This window comes from Streptomyces camelliae, from assembly GCF_027625935.1.
GTDB lineage: Bacteria > Actinomycetota > Actinomycetes > Streptomycetales > Streptomycetaceae > Streptomyces > Streptomyces camelliae.
The window spans coordinates 2,225,829-2,247,789 of record NZ_CP115300.1; the positions used below are offsets into that span (position 1 = coordinate 2,225,829).

24 protein-coding genes are annotated in these 21,961 nt (G+C 73.5%); 17 read left to right on the forward strand and 7 right to left on the reverse strand.

The window, feature by feature from the left end; all coding sequences use genetic code 11:
* Positions 1 to 11 precede the first annotated feature (11 nt).
* Complete coding sequence (locus O1G22_RS10050) at positions 12 to 485, reverse strand: indole-3-glycerol phosphate synthase (RefSeq protein ID WP_270081036.1); 474 nt, start codon at positions 483 to 485, stop codon at positions 12 to 14.
* Between the two features lie 147 nt (positions 486 to 632).
* Positions 633 to 1,472: a pyrimidine reductase family protein gene (locus O1G22_RS10055; RefSeq protein WP_270081037.1), complete on the reverse strand. Its 840-nt coding sequence runs from the start codon at positions 1,470 to 1,472 to the stop codon at positions 633 to 635.
* Between the two features lie 37 nt (positions 1,473 to 1,509).
* Here O1G22_RS10055 and zapE point away from each other — a divergent pair, with 37 nt between their 5' ends.
* From zapE to O1G22_RS10090, 7 genes are all read left to right on the forward strand, one after another.
* Positions 1,510 to 2,613, forward strand: a complete 1,104-nt coding sequence (gene zapE / locus O1G22_RS10060; RefSeq protein ID WP_270081038.1) for a cell division protein ZapE — start codon at positions 1,510 to 1,512, stop codon at positions 2,611 to 2,613.
* A 165-nt stretch (positions 2,614 to 2,778) separates the two neighbouring features.
* Positions 2,779 to 3,174 carry a hypothetical protein gene (locus O1G22_RS10065; protein ID WP_270081039.1) on the forward strand — a complete coding sequence of 132 codons (396 nt, stop codon included), beginning with the start codon at positions 2,779 to 2,781 and terminating at the stop codon, positions 3,172 to 3,174.
* Positions 3,175 to 3,273: 99 nt separating this feature from the next.
* Positions 3,274 to 3,852 carry a carbonic anhydrase gene (locus tag O1G22_RS10070; RefSeq protein ID WP_270081040.1) on the forward strand — a complete coding sequence of 193 codons (579 nt, stop codon included), beginning with the start codon at positions 3,274 to 3,276 and terminating at the stop codon, positions 3,850 to 3,852.
* Positions 3,853 to 3,859: 7 nt separating this feature from the next.
* Complete coding sequence (locus O1G22_RS10075) at positions 3,860 to 5,353, forward strand: SulP family inorganic anion transporter (RefSeq protein WP_270081041.1); 1,494 nt, start codon at positions 3,860 to 3,862, stop codon at positions 5,351 to 5,353.
* A gap of 139 nt (positions 5,354 to 5,492) precedes the next feature.
* A complete protein-coding gene (locus tag O1G22_RS10080) occupies positions 5,493 to 6,503 on the forward strand; it encodes a slipin family protein (RefSeq protein ID WP_270081042.1) in 1,011 nt (336 codons plus the stop codon).
* A 10-nt stretch (positions 6,504 to 6,513) separates the two neighbouring features.
* The gene (locus tag O1G22_RS10085; protein ID WP_270081043.1) at positions 6,514 to 7,083 is read left to right on the forward strand and encodes a YbhB/YbcL family Raf kinase inhibitor-like protein; all 570 of its coding nucleotides are present in this window, start codon (positions 6,514 to 6,516) and stop codon (positions 7,081 to 7,083) included.
* 29 nt (positions 7,084 to 7,112) lie between these two features.
* Positions 7,113 to 7,304 (forward strand): hypothetical protein, encoded by a 192-nt coding sequence (locus O1G22_RS10090; RefSeq protein ID WP_270081044.1) that lies wholly within the window; start codon positions 7,113 to 7,115, stop codon positions 7,302 to 7,304.
* Here the strand turns inward: O1G22_RS10090 and O1G22_RS10095 are convergent.
* The gene (locus O1G22_RS10095; protein WP_270081045.1) at positions 7,296 to 7,967 is read right to left on the reverse strand and encodes an ABC transporter; all 672 of its coding nucleotides are present in this window, start codon (positions 7,965 to 7,967) and stop codon (positions 7,296 to 7,298) included. The genes O1G22_RS10090 and O1G22_RS10095 overlap by 9 nt on opposite strands.
* Complete coding sequence (locus tag O1G22_RS10100; protein WP_270081046.1) at positions 7,964 to 8,836, reverse strand: ABC transporter ATP-binding protein; 873 nt, start codon at positions 8,834 to 8,836, stop codon at positions 7,964 to 7,966. The genes O1G22_RS10095 and O1G22_RS10100 overlap by 4 nt, the downstream gene beginning before the upstream one ends.
* 42 nt (positions 8,837 to 8,878) lie before the next feature.
* Between O1G22_RS10100 and O1G22_RS10105 the strand changes: the two genes are divergently transcribed.
* The 7 genes from O1G22_RS10105 (at position 8,879) to O1G22_RS10135 (ending at position 15,964) form a co-directional block, all read left to right on the forward strand.
* The gene (locus tag O1G22_RS10105; RefSeq protein WP_270081047.1) at positions 8,879 to 9,583 is read left to right on the forward strand and encodes a peptidyl-tRNA hydrolase; all 705 of its coding nucleotides are present in this window, start codon (positions 8,879 to 8,881) and stop codon (positions 9,581 to 9,583) included.
* Positions 9,580 to 10,218 (forward strand): TetR/AcrR family transcriptional regulator, encoded by a 639-nt coding sequence (locus O1G22_RS10110; RefSeq protein ID WP_270081048.1) that lies wholly within the window; start codon positions 9,580 to 9,582, stop codon positions 10,216 to 10,218. Before O1G22_RS10105 ends, O1G22_RS10110 begins: the two co-directional genes overlap by 4 nt.
* Positions 10,219 to 10,296: 78 nt before the next feature.
* The gene (locus tag O1G22_RS10115; protein WP_270081049.1) at positions 10,297 to 10,902 is read left to right on the forward strand and encodes a TIGR03086 family metal-binding protein; all 606 of its coding nucleotides are present in this window, start codon (positions 10,297 to 10,299) and stop codon (positions 10,900 to 10,902) included.
* 90 nt (positions 10,903 to 10,992) lie between these two features.
* Positions 10,993 to 12,354, forward strand: coding sequence for an MbnB/TglH/ChrH family RiPP precursor modification enzyme (locus O1G22_RS10120; protein WP_428986342.1), 1,362 nt, complete (start codon positions 10,993 to 10,995; stop codon positions 12,352 to 12,354).
* Positions 12,355 to 12,639: 285 nt separating this feature from the next.
* A complete protein-coding gene (locus O1G22_RS10125; RefSeq protein WP_225095576.1) occupies positions 12,640 to 13,344 on the forward strand; it encodes a DUF4142 domain-containing protein in 705 nt (234 codons plus the stop codon).
* A gap of 98 nt (positions 13,345 to 13,442) precedes the next feature.
* Positions 13,443 to 14,228 (forward strand): TIGR04222 domain-containing membrane protein, encoded by a 786-nt coding sequence (locus O1G22_RS10130; RefSeq protein ID WP_270081050.1) that lies wholly within the window; start codon positions 13,443 to 13,445, stop codon positions 14,226 to 14,228.
* 128 nt (positions 14,229 to 14,356) lie between these two features.
* On the forward strand, positions 14,357 to 15,964 hold the full coding sequence (locus O1G22_RS10135; RefSeq protein WP_270081051.1) for an alpha/beta hydrolase: 1,608 nt from the start codon (positions 14,357 to 14,359) through the stop codon (positions 15,962 to 15,964).
* Here the strand turns inward: O1G22_RS10135 and hemQ are convergent.
* Both hemQ and hemG read right to left on the reverse strand, forming a co-directional pair.
* Positions 15,961 to 16,692, reverse strand: a complete 732-nt coding sequence (gene hemQ, locus O1G22_RS10140) for a hydrogen peroxide-dependent heme synthase (protein WP_225095573.1) — start codon at positions 16,690 to 16,692, stop codon at positions 15,961 to 15,963. The two genes, O1G22_RS10135 and hemQ, sit on opposite strands and share 4 nt — an antisense overlap.
* Positions 16,693 to 16,697: 5 nt before the next feature.
* Positions 16,698 to 18,152, reverse strand: coding sequence for a protoporphyrinogen oxidase (gene hemG / locus O1G22_RS10145; protein ID WP_270081052.1), 1,455 nt, complete (start codon positions 18,150 to 18,152; stop codon positions 16,698 to 16,700).
* 181 nt (positions 18,153 to 18,333) lie between these two features.
* On the opposite strand from hemG, the gene O1G22_RS10150 reads away from it, so the two are divergent.
* Positions 18,334 to 19,338: a DUF4349 domain-containing protein gene (locus tag O1G22_RS10150; RefSeq protein WP_270081053.1), complete on the forward strand. Its 1,005-nt coding sequence runs from the start codon at positions 18,334 to 18,336 to the stop codon at positions 19,336 to 19,338.
* Positions 19,339 to 19,365: 27 nt separating this feature from the next.
* Positions 19,366 to 20,760 carry an FAD-dependent oxidoreductase gene (locus O1G22_RS10155; RefSeq protein ID WP_270081054.1) on the forward strand — a complete coding sequence of 465 codons (1,395 nt, stop codon included), beginning with the start codon at positions 19,366 to 19,368 and terminating at the stop codon, positions 20,758 to 20,760.
* Positions 20,761 to 20,773: 13 nt separating this feature from the next.
* On the opposite strand, the gene O1G22_RS10160 is transcribed toward O1G22_RS10155, so the two are convergent.
* A complete protein-coding gene (locus tag O1G22_RS10160) occupies positions 20,774 to 21,043 on the reverse strand; it encodes an SMP domain-containing protein (RefSeq protein ID WP_270081055.1) in 270 nt (89 codons plus the stop codon).
* A 93-nt stretch (positions 21,044 to 21,136) separates the two neighbouring features.
* Between O1G22_RS10160 and O1G22_RS10165 the strand changes: the two genes are divergently transcribed.
* Positions 21,137 to 21,961, forward strand: coding sequence for a rhomboid family intramembrane serine protease (locus tag O1G22_RS10165; protein ID WP_270081056.1), 825 nt, complete (start codon positions 21,137 to 21,139; stop codon positions 21,959 to 21,961).

Sequence of the window (21,961 nt, forward strand, 5' to 3'; positions counted from 1 at the left end):
AGGGGCGTCCGCTACGCCTTGCTGTGCGAGAACAGCTTCAGCACCGGCACACCGACCTTGTGCCGCGCCCGGGAGGCCCAGTCCCGGTGGAAGAACTCCTCCACGTAGTGCGGATCCGTCAGCACGATCACCTCGTCGGCGGACGCCTCCGCGACCAGGGACTTCAGTGCGTCCAGCGGATGATCCTCCACCAGCCGTCCCTCGGCCCGGCTGCCGGCGGCCCGCAAGGCCTGCACCGAGACGTCGAGGGCCTGCCGTCCGACGTCCTGCGCCGCCGCGCCCTCCGGTGTCTCGCCCTCGCGCACCGCCTCGTCGATCTCGCCGAGCGCGATGTCGTCGATGGCCCGCAGCAGGCGGTCCGCCTGGTCGCCGCGGGGCTGGAGGAGAACGTGGAAGCTGACCGGCTCGTCCCCGTGCAAAGTGGTGACGAACTCCACGTCGGCGGACGTCAAGGCCTTCTCGATCATCAGAACGCTTGTGAACACCAAACGCCTCTTCTCCTCCGTGGGCCCGACAAGGCCGCTGCGGAAACCATCCTGCCCCGTGACGGCACGGGTTCTGCCGGACTAAGTCTGCCCCTCGGAAGCTAAACGGAACGGAAGATTCCGCTGTTTTCGGGACCGACCGTGTTTTCAGGACCGACCGTAACGGCCGAACAGAAATCCGGCCTCCTCAAGGAGGGACACGAGTTCGAAGCGGCGCGGTACGGCGACCGACGGACCCCCGGCGATGCGCTGCGCGGTGCCCGCCGTGAGCATGGGCGAGAGGGTCAGGCACATCTCGTCCAGCACCTCCGCGGCGATCAGCTGGCCGAGCAGCCGGGGTCCGCCCTCGGTGAGCAGCCGGGTGTGGCCGAGCCCGGCGAGGGCGCGCACCGCGCGGGCCGGGTCGATACCCAGACCGTCCCCCGCGACCACCACCCGGGCGCCGGCCCGCTCGGCGGCGGCGACGCGGTCCGGGGCGGCCCCGGCTCCGGTCAGGATCAGCGTGGGCACCAGGGGCGAGGTGAACAGCGGGAGCGAGAAGTCCAGGTCCAGGCTCGCGGTGACGACCGCGATCGCCGGTGCGGGACCCTGTCCGGCGGCCTCGCGGGCGGGGGCGAACTCGGCACGCGCGCGTGCAGGGCGGTACCCCTCCTGGCGTACCGTTTCCGCGCCCACCACGACGACGTCCGCCAGTGCCCGCAGCGTGCCGAAGATACGCATGTCGGCGGCGCAGGAGATGGGCTGCGAGCGCCCGTCGTGCTGGGCGGCGCCGTCCAGGGTGGAGACCATGTTGGCCCGCAGCCACGGCTGCGGCTCCCCCGGCCCGGGCTCGGGGTAGGCGTAGGCGGCGGCCAGCTCGGCCAGACTCCACTCCCGGTCGGCGAGCGCCCCGCCAGGCCCCCCGCTGCCCTCACCCCCCGCGCCTCCACCACGGGCCCCGGGGGCCTGGGCTGCTGTTTCGTAGGTCACAGGGAACAGGCGTCGCATGTCGTGCAGTGTGACACGGCGCTTAGCATGGGTAACCGTGTCGTCCTCCACCGCCGCCCCCGGTTCCAGCCCCCTGACCGATGCGGGCCCCCTCTCCCTGTGCGCTCGTGAGCCGCGCGTCCCCGCGGACCGGCTGGTCGCCGAGATGGTGCCGCCGCCGCGCTTCGACTCGGTCCGCTTCTCGACGTACATCCCGGACCCGAACCAGCCCAGCCAGACCGAGGCGGTGAAGGTGCTGGAGGGCTTCGCGGCCGGGCTCGGCGGGGCGCACGCCTCCGGCGCCGGCAAGCGCGGCTTCTTCGGCCTCGGCAGGGCCAAGGCGCCCAAGACCCCGGCCGGCCCGCGCGGGGTCTACCTGGACGGCGGCTACGGCGTCGGCAAGACCCATCTGCTCGCCTCCCTGTGGCACGCGACGCCCGCCGAGCCGTCCCGCAAGGCGTTCGGCACGTTCGTGGAGCTGACGAACCTGGTCGGCGCCCTCGGCTTCCAGCAGACGGTGCAGACCCTCTCCGGCCACAGCCTGCTGTGCATCGACGAGTTCGAGCTGGACGACCCGGGCGACACGGTGCTGGTGTCGACCCTGCTCGGCAAGCTGGTCGACGCGGGCGTCGCGCTCGCCGCCACCTCCAACACGCTGCCCGGCAAGCTCGGCGAGGGCCGGTTCGCGGCCGCCGACTTCCTGCGCGAGATACAGGGGCTGTCGGCGCACTTCCGCACCCTGCGCATCGACGGCGAGGACTACCGGCACCGCGGGCTGCCCGAGGCACCCCAGCCGTTCACCGACGAACAGGTGACGAAGGCGGCGTACGCCACCGAGGGCGCCTCGCTGGACGACTTCCCGCACCTCCTGGAGCACCTGGCCCGGGTCCACCCGAGCCGGTACGGCGCGCTGACCGACGGGGTCACGGCCGTGTGCCTGACCGGTGTGCAGCCGGTGCCGGACCAGTCGACGGCACTGCGGCTCGTGGTGCTCGCGGACCGGCTCTACGACCGCGAGGTCCCGGTGCTGGCCTCGGGCCTGCCCTTCGACAAGCTGTTCAGCGAGGAGATGCTGAACGGCGGCTACCGCAAGAAGTACTTCCGCGCGATATCCCGGCTCACCGCCCTGGCCCGCGACGCCAAGGGGCTCGTCGGCTCCTAGTCAAGAGCCGGATCACGCCACGCGACCGGCACTTTTCACGCTCTCTTGCGCGCGTAACGCGCAGTTAACCCTGCAAAGGACTTTGCAGGGTTACTGTGTTTCTTGACCATCCATTGACCAATGCTTGGCGCGAGCAAGAGGCGTGGACTTCCGGAAGGGGGGCGCATGTTCCGAGGTACGAAGGCCCGGGCCGTATGCGCCCTCTTTACCGCCGCCCTGCTCGCCGCGCTGTTCTTCGCACCCACCGGGCCCTTCGCGACCGCGCACACGCTCAGTGACGCAAAGGCCAAAGCAGGGGCCGGAATCACCTCCCCCGCCAAGCCGGCGCGCGACCGCGTGAGCTCGCCCGGCGTTCCGGGCTGCGCGGGCGACGCCGTGGGCGTCCCGCATCTGCGCGACAGACAGCGCTGCTCGACCTCCTGCTGCGCGCAGGAGGACCCGCTCATAGCCGGCCGGGCCGCCGGCGCCGACACGCCGGGCACCCCCGGCGCCGTCGAGCCGCGCGCCCCGAGACCCTCCAGAGCCCACACCCCGGCGGCACTTCAGGTCTTCCGCTGCTGACAGCCGGCCAGAGCCGGCCCGGTCACCGGGCCCTTTCCCCCACATCCCCCGTTCAACACCGACGCGTCCGTGCAGGCGCGCCAGGAGGAACCCATACACATGCAGCCCCTCATCGACAACGCCCGTACCTTCGGACAGCGCCCTGAGGAGTTCGCCAGGCTCGCCGAAGGCCAGTCCCCGCAGGTCCTGTTCATCACCTGCTCCGATTCCCGGGTCGTCCCGGCCCTGATCACGGGCGCCCGCCCCGGCCAGCTCTTCGAGCTGCGCACCGCGGGCAACATCGTCCCGCCCCACACCTCGCAGCACCCGACCAGCGAGGCCGCGACCATCGAGTACGCCGTGGAGGTGCTCGGCGTCCGCGACATCGTCGTCTGTGGCCACTCGCACTGCGGGGCCGTCGGCGCGCTGGTGCGCGGCGACGACCTGACCGCCGTACCGGCCGTGCGCGACTGGCTCGCGCACGCCACCCCGCGCCCGGCCGGCCAGGCCGAGGACCCGGAGGTCGCCATGGGCGTGCAGGCGCACGTCCTGACCCAGCTGCTGCGGCTGCGCTCGTACCCGTGCGTCGAGCGGAAGCTGGCGGAGGGTCAACTCGGCCTGCATGCCTGGTACTACGAGGTGCACACCGGCGCCGTACGGGCGCACCGCCCGCAGACCGACACCTTCGAGTCCCTGTGAGCGTGCGATGACCAGCGAAAACACCAGCAAGAACCCCTTCATATCCCGTTTCCCGTACGCGCGGCAGGACTTCGCCGCCTCTCTCGTCGTCTTCCTGGTCGCGCTGCCGCTGTGCGTCGGCGTGGCCGTCGCCTCCGGGGTCCCGGCCGAGCTCGGCCTGGTCACCGGCATCGTGGGCGGCCTCGTCACCGGGCTGATGCGCGGCAGCAGCCTGCAGGTGTCGGGGCCGGCCGCCGGCATGACCGTGCTCGTCTTCGAGGCGGTCAAGGAGTACGGCCTGCCGGTGCTCGGCGTGATCGTGCTCGCCGCCGGAGTGATCCAGGTGGCCATGGGCCTGCTGAGGCTCGGCCGCTACTTCCGCGCCATCTCAGTCTCCGTCGTCGAGGGCATGCTGGCCGGAATCGGTCTGGTCCTGGTCGCCGGGCAGCTGTATCCGGCGCTCGCGGCCAAGGCCCCCGACTCTGGCCTGGGCAAGATCGCCGGGCTGCCCGGGGCGTTCTGGGACGCCCTGGGCGACGGTGCGGCCCTGTCCTCGCTCGCCGTGGCCGCGGGCACGATCGCGGTCCTGCTGCTGTGGAAGCACGCCCCGGCGAAGGTGCGCACGCTCCCCGGCCCGCTGGCCGCGGTCGGTCTGGCCACCCTGGCCGCGTTCGCGCTGGACCTGCGGGTGGCCACCGTCGAGGTGCAGGGCCTGCTCGGCGCCGTCCAGCCGCCTCCGCTGAGCGCGTTCGGCGAGCTGGCGGGGGTCGGGGTCCTCGGCACGGTCGTCGCCTTCACGCTGATCGCGTCCGCCGAGTCGCTGTTCAGCGCGGCGGCCGTGGACCGGCTGCACTCCGGGCCGCGCACCGAGTACGACAAGGAGCTCGTCGCCCAGGGCACCGGCAACGCGGTGTGCGGGCTGCTGGGCGCCCTGCCGATGACCGCGGTGATCGTGCGCAGCGCGGCCAACGTCCAGGCGGGCGCCCGTACGAAGGCCTCCCGGGTCCTGCACGGCGTGTGGCTGCTGCTGTTCGCCGCGCTGCTGCCCGATGTGCTGGCCTACATCCCCATCCCGGCGCTCGCGGGCATCCTGATCCACTCGGGCGCCAAGCTGGTGCCGGTCCGGGCGCTCGCGGGGCTGTGGCGCGAGCACCGGGGCGAGGCGCTGATCCTGGCCGTGACGGCCGTCTCGATCGTGGCGGTCAGCATGTTCGAGGGCGTGCTGATCGGCCTGGCGCTCGCGGTGGTCAAGACGGCCTGGGAGGCCTCGCACGTCAAGCTGGAGGTCATCGACAAGGGGGCGGGTCCGGTCGACGCGTACCTCTCGGGCAACGCGACCTTCCTGCGCCTGCCGAAGATCCTCGACAGCCTGGAGTCCCTCCCGCAGGACCGCCCGGTCCGCCTCGACCTGACCGGCCTGCACCACCTGGACCACGCCTGCCGCACGGCCCTGGAGAACTGGGCCGAACGGCACAGCGCGGCCGGGACGGAACCGGTGAAGGTCACGGCACAGGCCGTCTGACGGCCTCTGTCTCCGGGTCGGGGTGCCGACGCCCCTCGGCACCCCGGCCCGGTCCGCCCGCGCCCCTCGGCAGACCGGCCGGACCGGCTTATGGTTACAGGAAGGGGACAAAAGCGGACCTCTCCGTGAGGAGGTCACCATGCTCTCGGAGTTGCTGGGCGCCATCGCGGCGGCGGGATCCGCCGGTGTGATCTATCTGGCGATGGCGGCACGGATCGTCAAACAGTACGAACGGGGCGTGCTCTTCCGGCTCGGGCGCGTCGCCGGAGACCCACGGTCGCCGGGCTTCACGCTGATCATCCCCTTCGTGGACCGGCTGCAGAAGGTCAACATGCAGATCGTCACGATGCCGATCCCGGCCCAGGAGGGCATCACCCGGGACAACGTCACCGTCCGCGTGGACGCCGTCGTCTACTTCAAGGTGGTCGACGCGGAGAGCGCCCTGGTGAAGGTCGAGGACTACAAGTTCGCGGTGTCGCAGATGGCCCAGACGTCGCTGCGGTCGATCATCGGCAAGAGCGACCTGGACGATCTGCTGTCCAACCGCGAGAAGCTCAACCAGGGCCTGGAGCTGATGATCGACAGCCCGGCCGTCGGCTGGGGCATCCAGGTCGACCGGGTCGAGATCAAGGACGTGTCCCTGCCGGACACCATGAAGCGCTCCATGGCCCGCCAGGCCGAGGCCGACCGGGAACGCCGGGCCCGGATCATCAACGCCGACGCCGAGTTCCAGGCCTCCAAGAAGCTCGCCGAGGCCGCCCAGCAGATGGCCGACACGCCCGCCGCGCTCCAGCTGCGGCTGCTCCAGACCGTCATGGCGGTGTCGGCCGAGAAGAACTCCACGCTGGTCCTGCCGATCCCGGTGGAGCTGCTGCACTTCCTGGAACGGGGCAACCCGCAGCAGACACCGAACGGCGGTACTCACCAGCAGACACCGAACGGCGGCAGCCCGCAGCAGGCGCCGGACAGGGCCGCACCCCCGCTCACGCTGGACGACAGCGCCCCGCCACCCCCGCTCGCACCGGACGACACCGGAACACCGCCTGCGCTCACGCTGGACGACAGTGCCCCGTCACCCCCGCTCGCGCTGGACGACGGCGGCACGCCGCAGCTCGCGCCGGACGGTGACGGAGAGACGCGTTCCGGCTAGCGTGCCGGACATGCGCAAGAGCTTGGCGGTCCTGACGGCCGTGCTGGCCGGCGTCGCCGCATGCGGGGGCGGTGGCGGGGACCAGGGCGCGGCCGTCAAGGGGGACAGCTCCGCCTCCCCGACGGCCACCGCCCGCATCACGGTCACGAGCACCGCGTACGCCCAGGGCGGCACGATCCCGCGCCGCCACACCTGCGACGGAGCGGATCTCTCGCCGCCGCTCGCCTTCTCCGGCGTACCCGCGCGAACGGTGTCCCTGGCCCTGCTGCTGCGGGACGCCGACACCCCGCACGGCAGGTTCACGCACTGGCTGGTGTGGGACATCGACGCACACACCGCACACCTGTCGGCGGGAGCACACCCGCCGGGCACGACCGAGGGCCGCAACGACTTCGGCAGACCGGGCTACGGCGGCCCGTGCCCGCCGCACGGCGACCGGCCGCACCACTACGTCCTGACGGTGTACGCGGCCGACAGCCGGCCGAAGCTCACGGCGAACGCCGCCCCGGACGACCTCCTGCAGGCCCTGGCAGGCCACACCCTGGCCACCGGCACCCTCACCGGCCGATACGGCCGCTAGTCAGGTGACCGTCGCCCTACGCTGGGAGCATGAGCGACGAGGACGACACGACGTACTGCACGATCGTCGGGACGGCGAAACCCCCGAAGGCCGACGGGCCGCCGTACGCCGAGTGTGTGCTGTGCCGGGAGCCGACGGAGTACCCGGAGTCGTACAAGGGGATCACGCTCTGCCCGGTGTGCGAGTGGCAGGAGGCGCAGCGCACCGCGTGCTCAGGGTGAGCGGCGGTCGGTGAGCCTAGCGGCCACGGCGAAGGCGGCTGCCGTGAGCAGGGCCGCTCCGGCCAGCGGCAGCACCGGCACCGGTACCCGGCCGGTCTGCGAACCGGTGACCAGTCCGCGGACCGCGGCCTCGGCCGGAGATCCGGTGAGCACCACCGCGAGCAGCGCGCCCAGCAGCATCGCGGGCACCGCGCGGCCGGTGGAGCGCAGCACCGGCCGGTTGGTGAGCGCGCCGACGGCCGCGCCGAGCAGCGCGCACGCGAGCGTGGCCGGCAGCCCGGCCGCGCCGGCCTTGAGCGCGGGTACGTGGATCTGGTGGTCGTTGCTCGCCGGGGCGCTGATCAGCGTCACCACGACGGTCGCCACCACGCCGAGCGCGGCCGCCGCGCACAGCGCGGTCAGCAGACAGGCGAGGTGCGCCCGGGCCGGGCCGCGTGCGGCGGCGACGCAGGCGCGGGCCGCGTCCGCCTCGCCGGTGACGCAGATCCGCACCAGCCAGGCGGCCACCGGGAGCACACCGGCGGCCGTGTAGCCGAGCGAGTCGAGGACGGGCTGGCCGCTCTGCACGCCGATCCCGAGGAACGCGGCGTACAGGATCACCGGCGGCAGCCAGCGCTGGGAGCGCACCAGCAGGTCGGCCTGGTAGCGCAGGAGTGCGGTCATGGGCGGCTTTCGGGGTCGGGGGGTTCGGGGGGCGGGGTCACGCTGACGACGTGCCAGGGCGGGCGGGCCGTGAGCAGGACGCGCAGGAGGACGTCCGAGTGGGAGACGGGGACGGCGAGTCGGTAGCTGCCGGGGCCGGTCTCCTGCACGGAGGTGACGGTCCGTGCCGCGTCGGGCGGCAGCCCGCCCCCGGCCGGGCCCCGCACGGCGACCAGGGCGAGCGGCCCGGCCGGTGGACTCCCGTCCTCCGTACGGTGCTTGAGCCCTCTGTCGAGCACGGTGTACGTCGCGTCCGGCGCCCCGGCCAGCCGACGCGGGTCGTGGTCGACGAACACCACGGCACCCCCGGCGGCGGTCCGCTCGGCCACTGCCCGCTCCAGCTCGGCCCGCGCCGCCGCGTCCAGACCGGTCCAGGCCTCGTCCAGCACCAGCAGCTCCGGTTCGCCGAGCAGCGCCTGGGCCACGGCGACCTTCTGGCTGCTGCCCTTGGACAGCCGGGCCATCGGGGTGCCGGCGTGGGCGGCCACGCCGAACCGCTCCAGCCAGGTGCCGGCCGCGCGCGTCGCGCTCGGGCGGCTCAGGCCGTGCACCGTACCGAGATGGGTGAGATAGCCGAGGGGGGTGAAGGGCAGCGCCGCAGGGAACCGCTCGGGGACGTACGCCGTGCGCGGGCGGCCGGTGACCCGGCCCTCCGTCGGCGCGTCGAGCCGGGCGAGAAGGCGCAGGAGGGTGGATTTGCCGGTGCCGTTCGCTCCTTCCACGCGGGTGAGGGTGCCGGGGGCGATGGTGAGGTCGACGCCTCGTAACACCCAGGGGCCGCGGATGCCGTACCGGCGGCCTACGGCGATCAGTCGTAGGTCACGTTGCATGGGGCCATTGTGATCGGTTTCGCGCCCTTAAAGTTGGCTGGTGTGAGCCCTGATTCCACACCCCCGCGTGACAGGCGCGACGAAGCGCCCCAGTTCGTCCTGCCCCTCGTCGTACGGATAGAACGCGGCGCACCCCCGGCCCGTACCGACGCGCTGGAGACGGCCGCGCGGGCCGTGCTCGTGCTGCTCGGGGACGAGCGGGCGAACGGATACGGGGCGTGGGCCGAGGCGGTGCGCAACTGGGAGGACGCGCGGATCCGGAAGGTCGTGCGGCGGGCCCGGGGGGCCGAGTGGCGGCGGGCCGAGGCGCTGCCCGGGATCACGGTGACCGGCAAGGCCGCGCAGGTACGGGTCTTCCCGCCGATCCCGCTCGACGGCTGGCCCAAGGACCTGGCGAAGCTCCAGGTGTCCGGCACCGAACTGGACGACCCGGAACCGCCCGTGGCGGCCGACCCGGCGCAGCCCGTGCTGTGGCTGAACCCGGAGCTGGAGATGTCGGCCGGCAAGGCCATGGCCCAGGCGGGGCACGGCGCCCAACTGGCCTGGTGGGCGCTGCCGGAGGCGGAGCGCGCGACCTGGCGGGACGCGGGCTGCGCGCTGGCGGTCCGTACGGCCGACCCCGCCGACTGGGTCCGGCTGACCGGCAGTGGGCTGCCGGTCGTCCGGGACGCCGGTTTCACGGAGATCGCACCGGGCAGCTGCACGGTCGTCGCCGATCATCCCGCGCTGCGCCAGGGGCGGGGATGACGCGGGTCGACGGCCGGGTCGAACGGGGCAACCGCACCCGGCAGCTGGTACTGCGGCGCACGGTGGACATCGCCTCGGTCGAGGGCCTGGAGGCGCTCACCGTCGGCCGGCTCGCCGCCGAGCTGGAGCTGAGCAAGAGCGGGGTGTTCGCGCTCTTCGGCTCCAAGCAGGAGCTGCAGCTGGCCACCATCCGGGAGGCCGCGCGGATCTACACCGAGCGGGTGCTCCGGCCCGCGGCCCAGACCCCGCCCGGCCTCGGCCGGGTGTGGCGGCTGTGCGAGCTGTGGCTGGAGTACTCGCGCGGCCGGGTGTTCCCGGGCGGCTGCTTCTTCTACGGCGCCATGGCCGAGTACGACGCCCGGACCGGGCCGGTGCACGACGCCGTGGTCCGCGCGCAGCGCGACTGGTCGGCGCATGTGGAGCGCACGATCGACGAGGCCCGCGCGGCGGGCGAGCTGCGCGCCGGCACGGATGTCGGCCAACTCGCCTTCGAGGTGGTGGCGTTGCTGGAGACGGCGAACGCCCTGTCGGTGCTGCACGACGAGGAGAGCGCGTACCGCAGGGCTCGGGTGGGCATCGCGGCGCGCCTGCGGGACGTGGCCGTGGACGGGGTCCCGCTCCCCCACGTCACCTGATCCGCGGTCCGGTTGGGGATCGGCCCGGCTTCCAGAAAAATGAGCACGACCGTTCGCTTTGTTTTATAGGCTCGGACCATGACTGTGACCGGAATGAACGTCGTGGAACTCGACCGGATCGCCGTCCAGGAGGCCGTACGCCTAGTGGACCTGGCCACGGCCGCGGACTGGACGCGGGACACCCCCTGCGCGGGCTGGACCCTGCGCCGGCTCGTCGCGCACATGACCGCACAGCACTTCGGGTTCGCCGCGGCGGCGCGCGGTGCGGGCCGGGAGCCGGAGCACTGGCGGGAGGCCGAGGACGTGAGCGAGCCCGCCCGGGCCCACCGGTCGGCCGCCGCCGAGGTGCTCGCGGCCTTCGCCGAACCGGGCGTGACGGAACGGGAGTTCGCGCTGCCGAACCTGGGCGGCATTCCGGGCGGCCGGGCCGTCGGCTTCCATTTCGTGGACTACGTGGTGCACGCCTGGGACGTCGCCGCCACCCTCGGCACCACGGTGCACCTGCCCGAGCACGTGCTCGGCGCCGCGCTCGCCGTGGCCCGCGCGGTACCCACCGATCCCGCCGGGCGCGGCCCGGGCTTCTCCTTCGCCCCGGCGCTGGAGGTGCCCGAGGGCTCCGGCCCGCTTCAGGAGGCGCTGCGGCTGCTGGGCCGCAGCCCCGAGCGGTGGCCGGTGCGGGGCTGAACCTCAAATGTTGCTCTGAACGCGACAAGGAGGGGGTTCGGGGCCGCCCGCCGGGGCGATACCTCCGTCATTCGCACGAGGGGAGGGGTCATGGGGGAAGGGGCCATGCGGGGAGAGGCCGTGCCGCGGTTGGGTACGGGGATCGGCTGGCGGCCGGAGATCGCGGACGCCGTGGAGCGGATGCCGGGGATCGACTGGGTGGAGGTCGTGGCGGAGAACGTCTGCCCGGGCCACCTCCCGGAGTCCCTGCTGCGGCTGCGCGAGCGCGGGGTGACCGTGATCCCGCACGGCGTCTCCCTCGGCCTGGGCGGCGCCGACCGCCCCGACGCGGGCCGCCTCACGGCGCTGGCGGAGCGCGCGGAGGCCCTCGGCTCCCCCCTGGTCACCGAGCACATCGCGTTCGTCCGCGCGGGCGGCGCGCTCACCGTGTCCCCGCCGCTGGAGGCCGGGCATCTGCTGCCGGTGCCGCGCACCCGGGACGCCCTGGACGTGCTCTGCGAGAACGTCCGCATCGCGCAGGACGCCCTGCCCGTGCCGCTGGCCCTGGAGAACATCGCCGCGCTGTTCTCCTGGCCGGGCGAGGAGCTCACCGAGGGGCAGTTCCTGGCCGAGCTGGTCGAGCGCACCGGCGTGCGGCTGCTGATCGACGTGGCCAACCTGCACACCAACCACGTCAACCGGGGCGAGGACCCGGCCCGCGCGCTGGCCGAGCTGCCGCTGGAGGCGCTGGCCTACGTCCATGTCGCGGGCGGCTTCGAGCGCGACGGGGTCTGGCACGACAGCCACGCCCATCCGGTACCGCGCCCGGTCCTGGACATCCTGACCGACCTCGCCGCCCGCACCACCCCGCCCGGGGTCCTGCTGGAACGGGACGAGAACTTCCCCGAACCGGCGGAACTGGAGCGGGAGCTGACCCTGATCCGGGAGGCGGTGACGGCCGCCGCCCGGGAGGGAGCCGGCACCGGTGGCGGTACGGGGGCCGCCATCGCTGCCGGGCCGGCGGGCGGAGGCGTCGCCGTACTCGCGCGGCCCGCGGTGGACGCACGCGAGCGGGTCGCCGTCGCCCAGGCCGCCGTACTGTCCTCCCTGGTCGCCGGCACACCGGTGCCGGAGGGCTTCGACCGGACCCGGATGCGGGTCCAGGCCCGGGCTCTCGCCGCGAAGCGGGCGGACGTGGTGGCGAAGGTGGCCCCGGAACTGCCGGTGATCCTCGGCACGGGGTACCGGGAGACGTTCCTGGAGTACGCCCGGGAGCGGCCGATGAGCGGGGGGTACCGCCGGGACGCCCTGAATTTCGCCGCTCACCTGCTGCGTGCCGGACGGCCGGAGGAGGCGGGGTCCCGGCGGGAGCTGCGGGAGTGGTGGCTGGAGCGGGTGGGACCGGCGCCGAGGCAGTCCGGGGGACGGGTGGCCCGGGTGGCGCGGAGGGTGTTGCCGGGACGTCGGGGCTGAGCTGGGCGTCGGGTCGCTTGCCGGAGCGAGCAGGGTGCCTCCCCCGAGCTCTTCGAGCAGGGGGTGCCCCCAGCGCCCACCCGTGCCGCCTCAGCGGCACGACTGCCCGCAGCCAGAGCCACACCGCACCCGCACCCGCACCCGCACCCGCACCCGCCAACGCTCCGCACCCGAACGGCGACAACGCGCACACGCCGAGCCCCGCAGGGTTCCGCCCCCAGTAATATGCCAAGCCGCACCACACCCCCCATGCACACGCGCGTGCGGTGCGGCACAGGAGGCACCATGCGACCGCGCCCGCCGATCAAGGGCCGAGGCATATTCAGCGGCACCGGACTCGTCATCGCGGCCCTCGCGGCGACCGCGGCGGCGCTGCTGTACCCGCTCTGGTCCTACGCCGACCGGCAGGACACGGCGAACGCGAGCACGCTGAGCACGCAGACCGTCACCACCCCCTACGGCCCGCTGTCCGCACAGGACCAGGACTTCATCACCAAGGTCCGCCTCGCGGGGCTCTGGGAGCTGCCCGCCGGCGAGCTGGCGGAGCGCAAGGGCACCACGGTGGCCGTACGCACCGCGGGCCAGCACCTGGTCGACGGACACACCTCCCTGGACGCGCACGTGCGCACCGTCGCCGGCCAGCTCGGCACACCGCTGCCGAACGAGCCGAACGAGCAGCAGAAGCAGTGGCTCGCCACCCTGAACGCGGCGCAGGGAGTGGACTTCGACCGTCAGTTCGCCGCGATCCTGCGGCTCGCGCACGGCCGGGTGTTCACGCTGGTGGCCCAGGTCCGGGCCGACACCCAGAACTCTTTGGTCCGCGATCTCGCCGACGACGCCAACGCGACCGTCCTGGACCACATCAAGGTCCTGGAGGCGACGGGGTACGTCGACTTCGCCTCGCTCGCGCGGGAGCTGGCCGCCTCCCCCACTCCCGTGCCGACCCCGCCGGCGGTCGCCCCGAGCGCCGCCGTCCCGGTGACGCCGTAGCCGAGCGGCCGAACGGAACGTCACATACCGGCCACACTGCGTCCGGATAGTGAACAGGGCATGGCGTCCACCCGGATCCCTGGCATAGAAAACAGATCATGTTCTGGGTCCTTCTCCTGTTTCTGGCCTGGGCTTTCGCCGGTACGGCGTGCACCCGGCTGTGCCTGGCGGCCGTGCGCGCGGCAGCACTGGACGTGGCTGCCGCCACGGTGGACCGGGAGCAGGCTCACGGTCTGACGCTGTACGAGGCGGCCTTCCTCTCCGGCGGCCCCGTCCGGGTCGCCGACGTGACGATGGTCTCGATGGCCCGTCAGCGGCGCCTGCTGCTCGCGCACACCGGCTGGGCCACGGTCGTGGACCCGCAGGGGCACGACGAGATCGAGCAGTCCGTCATAGGGGCCATAGGGCCGGACGGCCAGTCGCGGATCCAGCCCGTGCGGGCGCGCGCGGCCGGCGCGGAGGCCGTACGGCGGCTCGCCCACCGGCTGGAGCGCGCCGGTCTCGCCGTGCCCGACGGTGCCGGTACGACCGTGGCGGCGGCCGTCCGCCAGGTGTGCGCCGCCGGTCTCGCCGTGGCGGCGCTCGGGGTGACCGCGCTGCTGCTGCCCGTCCCCACCGGGACCCCGCGGCTGCTGGTCGGCCTGTGGTTCGCCCTGCCGCTCACGCTCTGTCTGAGCTGCCTGGTCATCGCCCGGTTCGAGGTGCATCCGTACTCCCGCTGGGCCTCGCCCGCCGGGCTGCGGCTGCTGGGCGCGCTCACCCGCAAGCCCGCCGGGGACGAGCGGTCGTTCCTCACCTCCGTCGCCGTCCGCGGGATCCGCGCGATCGGCGAACCGGAGCTCCGCGCGGCCTTCACCCACCGCGACCAGCCCTGGCGGGAGTGAGGGCGGCTTCGGAGCGGTCGGAGGGGCGCATCGGGGGCATTGGCGCGACACCGGCCGGGTGGTGCTTGTCTTCTTGTCCGCCCGAACGAAACATCCCTTCTGTCGTCGCCGCACCGAAGGGATACGCGATGAGAGCTGCCGCCGTGTACTCGGCCGCCGGGTCCTTGCTCCTGACCACCCTGGCCGCCGCCCCGGCGGGACAGGCTCTCGGCGCCGCGCCCGGTGCGCCCGGCGCGGCCGAGCTGCGCGGCACCCTGGTGGCCGCGGCCCGCGCCCGCGCGGCCGGCATCGACTTCGGCGCGTGCTCCCCGGCCGACGTCCCGGGGGCGCCGAGCAGCGTGCGGTGCGGCACGGTGACCGTCCCGCTGGACTACGCCCGCCCGGACGGCACCCAGATCAGGCTGACCGTCAGCCGGGCCCGGGCGACCCGGAAGGACCCGCACAACAGCAAGCGGCGAGTGCCCCGGCAGGGCGCCCTCGTCTACAACCCGGGCGGCCCCGGCGCCTCCGGCATGTACTTCCCTCTGATCGGCACGGTCCCGCAGTGGAAGCGGATCGCCGGCGCCTACGACCTCGTCGGCTACGCCCCGCGCGGGGTGGGCCGTTCGGCGCCACTGTCGTGCGAGGACCCGAAGCGCTTCTTCAAGGCGCCCACGGCCGCCCCCGAGCACCCGTCGGAGGCGTACAAGCGGCAGCGCGTCGCGCAGGCGAAGGCGTACGCGCGGGGCTGCGGCCTGCGCTCCGGGAGCAGACTGCGCTTCTACACCTCCCTGAACAACGCCCGCGACCTGGACGTCCTGCGGGCCGCGCTCGGCGAGGACCGGCTGACCTTCGTGGGGGCGTCGTACGGCACCTACTTCGGGGCGCTGTACGCCACGATGTTCCCCACGCACGTACGGCGCATGGTGCTGGACTCGGCGGTGAACCCGGACCCGGCGAAGATCTGGTACCGCGACAACCTGGACCAGTCGGCCGCGTTCGAGGAGCGCTGGGGGGACTTCAAGGACTGGATCGCCCGCCACGACGACGTCTACAGACTGGGGAACACGGCCGCGAAGGTGCAGCGCAGCTACGACACCGCGCGCGAGCGCCTGGCCGGGAAGGCGGCGGGCGGCAAGGTCGGTCCCGGCCAGTTGCAGAACGCGTTCCTGACGGCCGGGTACTACGACGACTTCTGGGCGAGCCGGGCCGCCGCGCTGTCGGCCTATCTGAAGGGCGACCCGAAGCCGCTGGTCCGGCTGGCCGCGCCGGTCACGGACTCGGCGGCGGAGGCGGAGGCGGAGAACACCAGCGCGGTGTACACGGCCGTGGAGTGCAACGACGCGTCCTGGCCGACGGACTGGACGACGTGGGACCGGGACAACACCCGGATCGCCCGGGTCGCGCCCTTCGAGACCTGGGAGAACGCGTGGATGAACCTGCCGTGCGCCTCCTGGCCGGCGCCCCGGCAGCAGCCGCTGGACGTGCGGACCGGGCCGGGTGAACTGCCGCCGGTGCTGATCCTGTCCGCCGAGCGGGACGCGGCGGCGCCGTACGCGGGCGCGCTGGAGATGAACCGGCGGCTGGCCGGCTCGGTACTGGTGACCGAGCGGGACGCGGGGACGCACGGCATCGGGGGCGGCGCGAACGCGTGCGTCAACGGGCATTTCGAGGCGTACCTGCTGCAGGGGCGGGTTCCTGGGCGGCGCGCGGCGTGTGCACCGCGTCAGGAACCCAAGCCGGACGGGGCGCCTTAGGCCAGGCCCGCCACCAGGTCCGCGATGTCCTTCCTGCGGCCCGTGAAGAACGGGATCTCCTCGCGGACGTGCCTGCGGGCCTCGGAGCCGCGCAGGTGGCGCATGAGGTCGACGATGCGGTAGAGCTCGTCGGCCTCGAAGGCGAGGATCCACTCGTAGTCGCCGAGCGAGAACGAGGCGACCGTGTTGGCGCGCACGTCGGGGTAACCGCGGGCCATCTTGCCGTGGTCGGCGAGCATGCGGCGGCGGTCCTCGTCGGGCAGCAGGTACCAGTCGTAGGAGCGCACGAAGGGGTAGACGCTCACGTAGTTGCGGGGCGTCTCGTCGGCGAGGAACGCCGGGATGTGCGAGCGGTTGAACTCGGCCGGGCGGTGCAGCGCCATGTTGGACCACACGGGCTCAAGGGCGCGGCCCAGCTTCGTGCGGCGGAAGAGGTTGTACGCGTCCTGGAGCTGGTCGCTGGTCTCGGCGTGCCACCAGATCATGAGGTCGGCGTCGGCGCGCAGGCCGGAGACGTCGTAGGTGCCGCGGATCGTCACGTCCTTGGCGGCGAGCTGGTCGAACAGCTCCTGGACCTCGTCGGCGTAACCCGCGCGGTCCTCGGGGAGCACGTCCTTCAGCTTGAAGACGGACCACAGGGTGTAGCGGATGACCTCGTTGAGGTCCTTGGCCAGCTTGCCCTTGTTCGGGATCCTGCCGGCCTCGGTGGTGGGGGCGTCGTCACTCATAATCCCTATTCTCCCGCCCCGCCGTGGAGGCTCTGCACCGGGTTGGCCGTGAGCTCCCGGATTCCGCTCAGGTCGCCGTCCAGCTGGTCCGCCGCCGCGTAGGCGCTCGCGATGCACGCCGGGACGCCGACGCCGTCGTACTGCGCGCCGCACACCGCGAGCCCGGGCAGCTTGGCGACGTGCTCGCGGATGCGGGCCACGCGCGCGTGGTGCCCGACCGGGTACTGCGGCAGGCCGTCGGTCCAGCGGGTGACCCGGGTCCGCAGGGGTTCGGCGGCCAGGCCGGTCGCCTCGCGCAGGTCGTGCCGGGAGACCTCGACGAGGGCGGCGTCGTCCCGCTGGAGGATCTCCGTCTCGCCGTAGCGCCCCACGGAGGTGCGCAGCACGACCACCTCCGGGTCCTCCTCGGCGATCCAGCCCCACTTGCGGGAGGCGAACGTGGACGCCTTGATCGTGCGGCCGTCGACCGGCGGGACCAGGAAGCCGCTGCCCTCGGGGAGCGTCGCGTCCGCGCGGCGGTAGGCGAGGGTGACCAGGGCCATCGAGGCGTATTCGACCGCTCGCAGTTCGGCGGCGGCCGCCGGGGACTCGGCGCCGAGCAGCTCGGCGGCGGCCGGGGCGGGTACGGCGACGATCACCGCATCGGCGTGCAGCACCCGCTCCCCGGCGACCACCCGCCAGCCGCCGTCGGCCGCCCGCCGCAGCTCGCGCACGGGCGTCCCGGTGAGGATCTCGCCGCCGCGCGCGCGGACGGAGTCGGCGACCGCGAGCGGCAGCGTGCCCACGCCGCCCTCGATGCCCATGAAGACCGGCCCGCTCTGCCCGCTCGCCGCCGCCCTGGCCTGGATCTCGCGGACCCCCTCGGTGAGGGAGGCGTGGGCGCGGGCGGCCTGGAAGAGCTGGGGAACGGCCGAGCGCATCGAGATGCGGTACGCGTCGCCCGCGTAGACCCCTCCGAGCAGGGGCTCGACCAGCCGGTCGACGACCTCGCGGCCGAGCCGGGCGGCCACGTACTCCCCCACGGCCACGTCGTCCCCGACCTCGGTGCGCGGCAGGTCGGCGTCGCGGTCGATGCGGGCGAGGCCCTCGTCGGACAGGACGCCGGAGAGTGCGGCGGCGGTGCCGGGCACGCCCATCACATGGCCCTTGGGCATGGGCCGCAGGGCGCCCCGGGTCCAGATCGAGGCGGTCGCGGTGGCCGGCGGCTGGAGACGGCCGGCCAGACCGACCTCGCGCGCGAGGGTCACCGCCTCGGGGCGGCGGGCGAGCAGCGACTCGGCGCCCAGGTCGACCCGCACGCCCGCGATCTCACCGGGCAGCAGCTTGCCGCCGACCCGGTCCGCGGCCTCCAGCACGGTCACGCGCGCGCCCCGCCCGAGCAGCCGGTGGGCGGCGGCCAGCCCGGCGATCCCGGCTCCGATGACGACGACATGCCCTGTACGCGTACCCGTTGCGCTCATGCCCCCACTCTCTCAGACCCCGCCGACACTCCGGCCAGGGCCCGCAGGTCCCTCGCCTCGCGGCCCGGTGATCGCGACGAGTCCGGACCGTGACCGCATCGGGACCAGGGCGGCACAAACGTTCCCGCCCGCCCCGCCGTCGAAGAACCGTCACCGCTACCGGCCCCGGGGGGTACCGCCCATGCGCCCACAACGTTCCGCACGACCCGCACGGCCCACAGGCCACGCGCGCTCCGCGCACCGATCCGTCCGTCCGCTGGCCGGCCTGCTGCTCGCCGCCTCCCTCGCGCTCGCCGGATGCGGCGGCGCGGCCGACTCGGGCGGCGGTGCCTCGGCGAAGTCCGCCGCGGACACCGGGGCGCGGCAGCCGGGCGCGGGCGGCAGCGGCACGGAGGACTCCGCCAAGTCCCCCCGGCAGACACCCAGGCTCGCCCCGAACGCGGTCATCCGCACCGCCTCCCTGACCATCGAGGTCAAGGACGCCGACAAGGCCCTGGCCGAGGCCCGTACCACCGCCGAGAGCGCGGGCGGTTACGTCGGCGAGGAGACCACCAGCCGGGACGCCGACGGCCACGAGCGGACCCGGGTCGTGCTGCGCGTGCCCAGCGCGCGGTACGACGAGGTGCTCGCCGGCCTCCAGGGCACCGGCCGGCTCGTCGAGCGCACCGCGAAGGCGGAGGACGTCACCGACCAGGTCGTGGACGTGGACAGCCGGGTGAAGTCCCAGCGGGCCAGCGTGGACCGGATCCGCGCGCTGATGGACCGGGCGGCGAAGCTGAGCGATGTCGTGTCCCTGGAGGGGGAGTTGAGCAGCCGCGAGGCCGATCTGGAGTCCCTGCTGGCCCAGCAGGCGTCCCTGAAGGACCGCACGAGTCTCGCGACCATCACCCTGTCGCTGTCCGAGAAACCCGTGCACAAGGCCGCCGGGAACGGCTCGCCGGGCCTCGGGGACGCGCTCGCGGGCGGCTGGCACGTGTTCGTCACGCTGCTGCGCTGGATCGCCCTGGCGCTCGGCGCCGCCCTGCCGTTCGCGGCCTTCGCGGCCCTGTCGGCGCTGGTGTGGCTGCGGGTCGTACGGCCCCGGCTGCCGCGCCGACGGGAGCCGGCGCCCGCGATGACGGCCCTCGGCCCGCTGCCGTCGGCGCGCCCGGTGCCGGAGTCCTCCGGGGAGGCGGACCGGGACTGAAATGCCGTGGCCCCGTAGCGTGTTCCCATGACCATGAGCGGTGGACGGGGCGGGACGGAACGGCTGGTCGTGATCGGCGGCGACGCCGCGGGCATGTCCGCGGCGTCACAGGCGCGCCGGCTGAAGGGGCCCGGCGAGCTGGAGATCGTGGCCTTCGAACGCGGACACTTCACCTCCTTCTCGGCGTGCGGCATCCCGTACTGGGTGGGCGGCGACGTCCCCGAGCGGGACGACCTGATCGCCCGCACCCCCGAGGAGCACCGCGCGCGGGACATCGATCTGCGGCTGCGCACGGAGGTCACCGAGATCGACGTGGCCGGGCAGCGGGTACGCGCGCGTGACGTCGATTCCGGCGCCGAGTCCTGGACGTCGTACGACAAGCTCGTGATCGCCACCGGGGCCCGCCCGGTCCGCCCGGAGCTGCCCGGCACGGACGCTCCCGGGGTGCACGGGGTGCAGACGCTGGACGACGGCCAGGCCCTGCTGGGGACGCTGGCACGCGCGCGTGGCCGGCGCGCGGTGGTCGTCGGCGCGGGCTACATCGGCGTCGAGATGGCCGAGGCGTTGATCAACCGCGGCTTCGAGGTGACGGTCGTCAACCGTGGCGAGGAGCCCATGTCGACGCTCGACCCGGACATGGGCCGACTGGTGCACCGGGCCATGGAGGGCCTCGGCATCACGATGGTGAACGGCGCCGAGGTCACCAAGATCCTCACCGCGGCCGACGGCACGGCCCGCGCGGTCGCCACGCAGCACGCCGAGTACCCCGCGGACGTGGTGATCCTCGGTATCGGCGTCCGCCCGGAAACCGCGCTCGCCGAGGCCGCCGGCCTCCCCCTCGGCACCCACGGCGGCCTGCTCACCGACCTCGCGATGCGGGTGCGCGGGCACGAGAGCATCTGGGCGGGCGGCGACTGCGTGGAGGTGCTGAACCTGGTCTCGGGCCAGGAGCAGTACGTCCCGCTCGGCACCCACGCCAACAAGCACGGCCAGGTCATCGGCACCAACGCCGCAGGCGGTTACGCCACGTTCCCGGGCGTGGTCGGCACGGCGGTCAGCAAGGTCTGCGACCTGGAGATCGCCCGCACCGGCCTGCGCGAGAAGGACGCCGACCGGGTGGGCCTGCGGTACGAGACGGTCACCATCGAGTCCACCAGCCGCGCCGGCTACTACCCCGGCGCCTCCCCCATGACGGTCAAGATGCTCGCCGAACGCCGCACGGGCCGCCTGCTCGGCGTGCAGATCGTCGGCAGGGAGGGCGCGGCGAAACGGGTCGACATCGCGGCAGTGGCCCTGACCGCGCAGATGACGGTGGAACAGATGACGGCCCTGGACCTGGGCTACGCCCCGCCGTTCTCCCCGGTGTGGGACCCGGTGCTGGTGGCGGCGAGAAAGGCGACGGCGAAGGTACGGGCTTCCTAGGCCTAGCCGCGTCCTAGGCCGTACCGCTGATCCTCGGCAACGCGGAGACGGCCGCGGGCTGCTCCCCCGGCGTCTTCGCGTGCGACGCCGTCGGCCGGGCGGACCGCAGCCGGTAGCTCACGGCCTCGTCCAGCGTCACCGGCCGCCCCATCTGCGAAGCGAGCCGCCCGGCCTCCTGACCGAGCCGCGCGACATCCTCCCAGGGGATCCGTACCACCAGGGCCAGCTCGGCCTCACCGTCGGGCAGCGCCTGCATCGGCTGAACCTGCGGAGCGTTCGTCATCGCCTGTGTCCTCACGTCGGTTGAGAACAGATACGCACACCCGCCCGGCCCCGTTCACCGGTTCGCCCGCCGTATCCCGGGCAGTAGTCCTGTGTGGTCATCCCCGTCCATGACGTGAACCCGGTGCGCCGCACCCCCTGGGTGACGTACGCGCTGATCGCCGCCAACGTCCTCGTGTTCGTCACCACGCCCGGGATAGCGGGTTCCGTGGCCGGCGGCAGTGATCTCGCACAGCTGTGCCATCTCCAGGCCTTCATGGACCACTACGCGGCCGTGCCGAGAGAACTGATCCACCATCAGTTGCCGCGGCTGGTGCCGACGGGGCAGGTGGGTGTCGGCCCGCACGGCCCGGGGTGTGTCGTGGGGCCGCCGTCCTACGCCAAGTCCCCGCCGCTGTCGGTGTTCACGGCGATGTTCCTGCACGGCAGCTGGCTGCACCTGCTGGGGAACATGCTCTTCCTGCTGATCTTCGGCAACAACGTCGAGGACCGGATGGGCCATGTCCGGTACTTCTTCTTCTACGTCGTCTGCGGCTATGCGGCGGGATACGGCTTCGCGCTGCTCAACGCCTCCTCGTCCGATCCGCTGATCGGCGCGTCCGGCGCGATCGCCGGGGTGCTCGGCGCCTACATCGTGCTGTGGCCGAGGGCGCGGGTCTGGGTTCTCGTGCCGTTCCTGGTCTTCCTGCCGCTCCGGCTGCCCGCCTGGCTGGTGCTGGGCTTCTGGTTCGGACTCCAGGCGGTGTACTCGTCCGGGCACGGTGTCTCCGGGGCGGGCACGGTGGCGTACGCGGCGCACGTGGTCGGCTTCGTGGCGGGCATGCTGCTCGCCTGGCCGCTCAAGCCGGGCACCCCGCCGCCGCCGGAGCCACGCGGTCTGCTGTTCGGCAGACGGGCGCGGCCCCGCTCGACCTGGTGA

Excerpts from the sequence above, each read along its gene's own strand:
- O1G22_RS10100 (WP_270081046.1), bottom strand. The coding sequence starts at position 8,836 with ATGCAACGTGACCTACGACTGATCGCCGTAGGCCGCCGGTACGGCATC.
- O1G22_RS10160 (WP_270081055.1), bottom strand. The coding sequence starts at position 21,043 with ATGACGAACGCTCCGCAGGTTCAGCCGATGCAGGCGCTGCCCGACGGT.
- O1G22_RS10110 (WP_270081048.1), top strand. The coding sequence starts at position 9,580 with ATGACGCGGGTCGACGGCCGGGTCGAACGGGGCAACCGCACCCGGCAG.
- O1G22_RS10125 (WP_225095576.1), top strand. The coding sequence starts at position 12,640 with ATGCGACCGCGCCCGCCGATCAAGGGCCGAGGCATATTCAGCGGCACC.
- O1G22_RS10115 (WP_270081049.1), top strand. The coding sequence starts at position 10,297 with ATGACTGTGACCGGAATGAACGTCGTGGAACTCGACCGGATCGCCGTC.
- O1G22_RS10155 (WP_270081054.1), top strand. The coding sequence starts at position 19,366 with ATGACCATGAGCGGTGGACGGGGCGGGACGGAACGGCTGGTCGTGATC.
- O1G22_RS10075 (WP_270081041.1), top strand. The coding sequence starts at position 3,860 with ATGACCAGCGAAAACACCAGCAAGAACCCCTTCATATCCCGTTTCCCG.
- O1G22_RS10055 (WP_270081037.1), bottom strand. The coding sequence starts at position 1,472 with ATGCGACGCCTGTTCCCTGTGACCTACGAAACAGCAGCCCAGGCCCCC.
- O1G22_RS10135 (WP_270081051.1), top strand. The coding sequence starts at position 14,357 with ATGAGAGCTGCCGCCGTGTACTCGGCCGCCGGGTCCTTGCTCCTGACC.
- O1G22_RS10065 (WP_270081039.1), top strand. The coding sequence starts at position 2,779 with ATGTTCCGAGGTACGAAGGCCCGGGCCGTATGCGCCCTCTTTACCGCC.
- O1G22_RS10085 (WP_270081043.1), top strand. The coding sequence starts at position 6,514 with ATGCGCAAGAGCTTGGCGGTCCTGACGGCCGTGCTGGCCGGCGTCGCC.
- O1G22_RS10070 (WP_270081040.1), top strand. The coding sequence starts at position 3,274 with ATGCAGCCCCTCATCGACAACGCCCGTACCTTCGGACAGCGCCCTGAG.
- hemQ (WP_225095573.1), bottom strand. The coding sequence starts at position 16,692 with ATGAGTGACGACGCCCCCACCACCGAGGCCGGCAGGATCCCGAACAAG.
- O1G22_RS10090 (WP_270081044.1), top strand. The coding sequence starts at position 7,113 with ATGAGCGACGAGGACGACACGACGTACTGCACGATCGTCGGGACGGCG.
- hemG (WP_270081052.1), bottom strand. The coding sequence starts at position 18,152 with ATGAGCGCAACGGGTACGCGTACAGGGCATGTCGTCGTCATCGGAGCC.
- O1G22_RS10130 (WP_270081050.1), top strand. The coding sequence starts at position 13,443 with ATGTTCTGGGTCCTTCTCCTGTTTCTGGCCTGGGCTTTCGCCGGTACG.
- O1G22_RS10120 (WP_428986342.1), top strand. The coding sequence starts at position 10,993 with ATGGGGGAAGGGGCCATGCGGGGAGAGGCCGTGCCGCGGTTGGGTACG.
- O1G22_RS10095 (WP_270081045.1), bottom strand. The coding sequence starts at position 7,967 with ATGACCGCACTCCTGCGCTACCAGGCCGACCTGCTGGTGCGCTCCCAG.
- O1G22_RS10150 (WP_270081053.1), top strand. The coding sequence starts at position 18,334 with ATGCGCCCACAACGTTCCGCACGACCCGCACGGCCCACAGGCCACGCG.
- O1G22_RS10080 (WP_270081042.1), top strand. The coding sequence starts at position 5,493 with ATGCTCTCGGAGTTGCTGGGCGCCATCGCGGCGGCGGGATCCGCCGGT.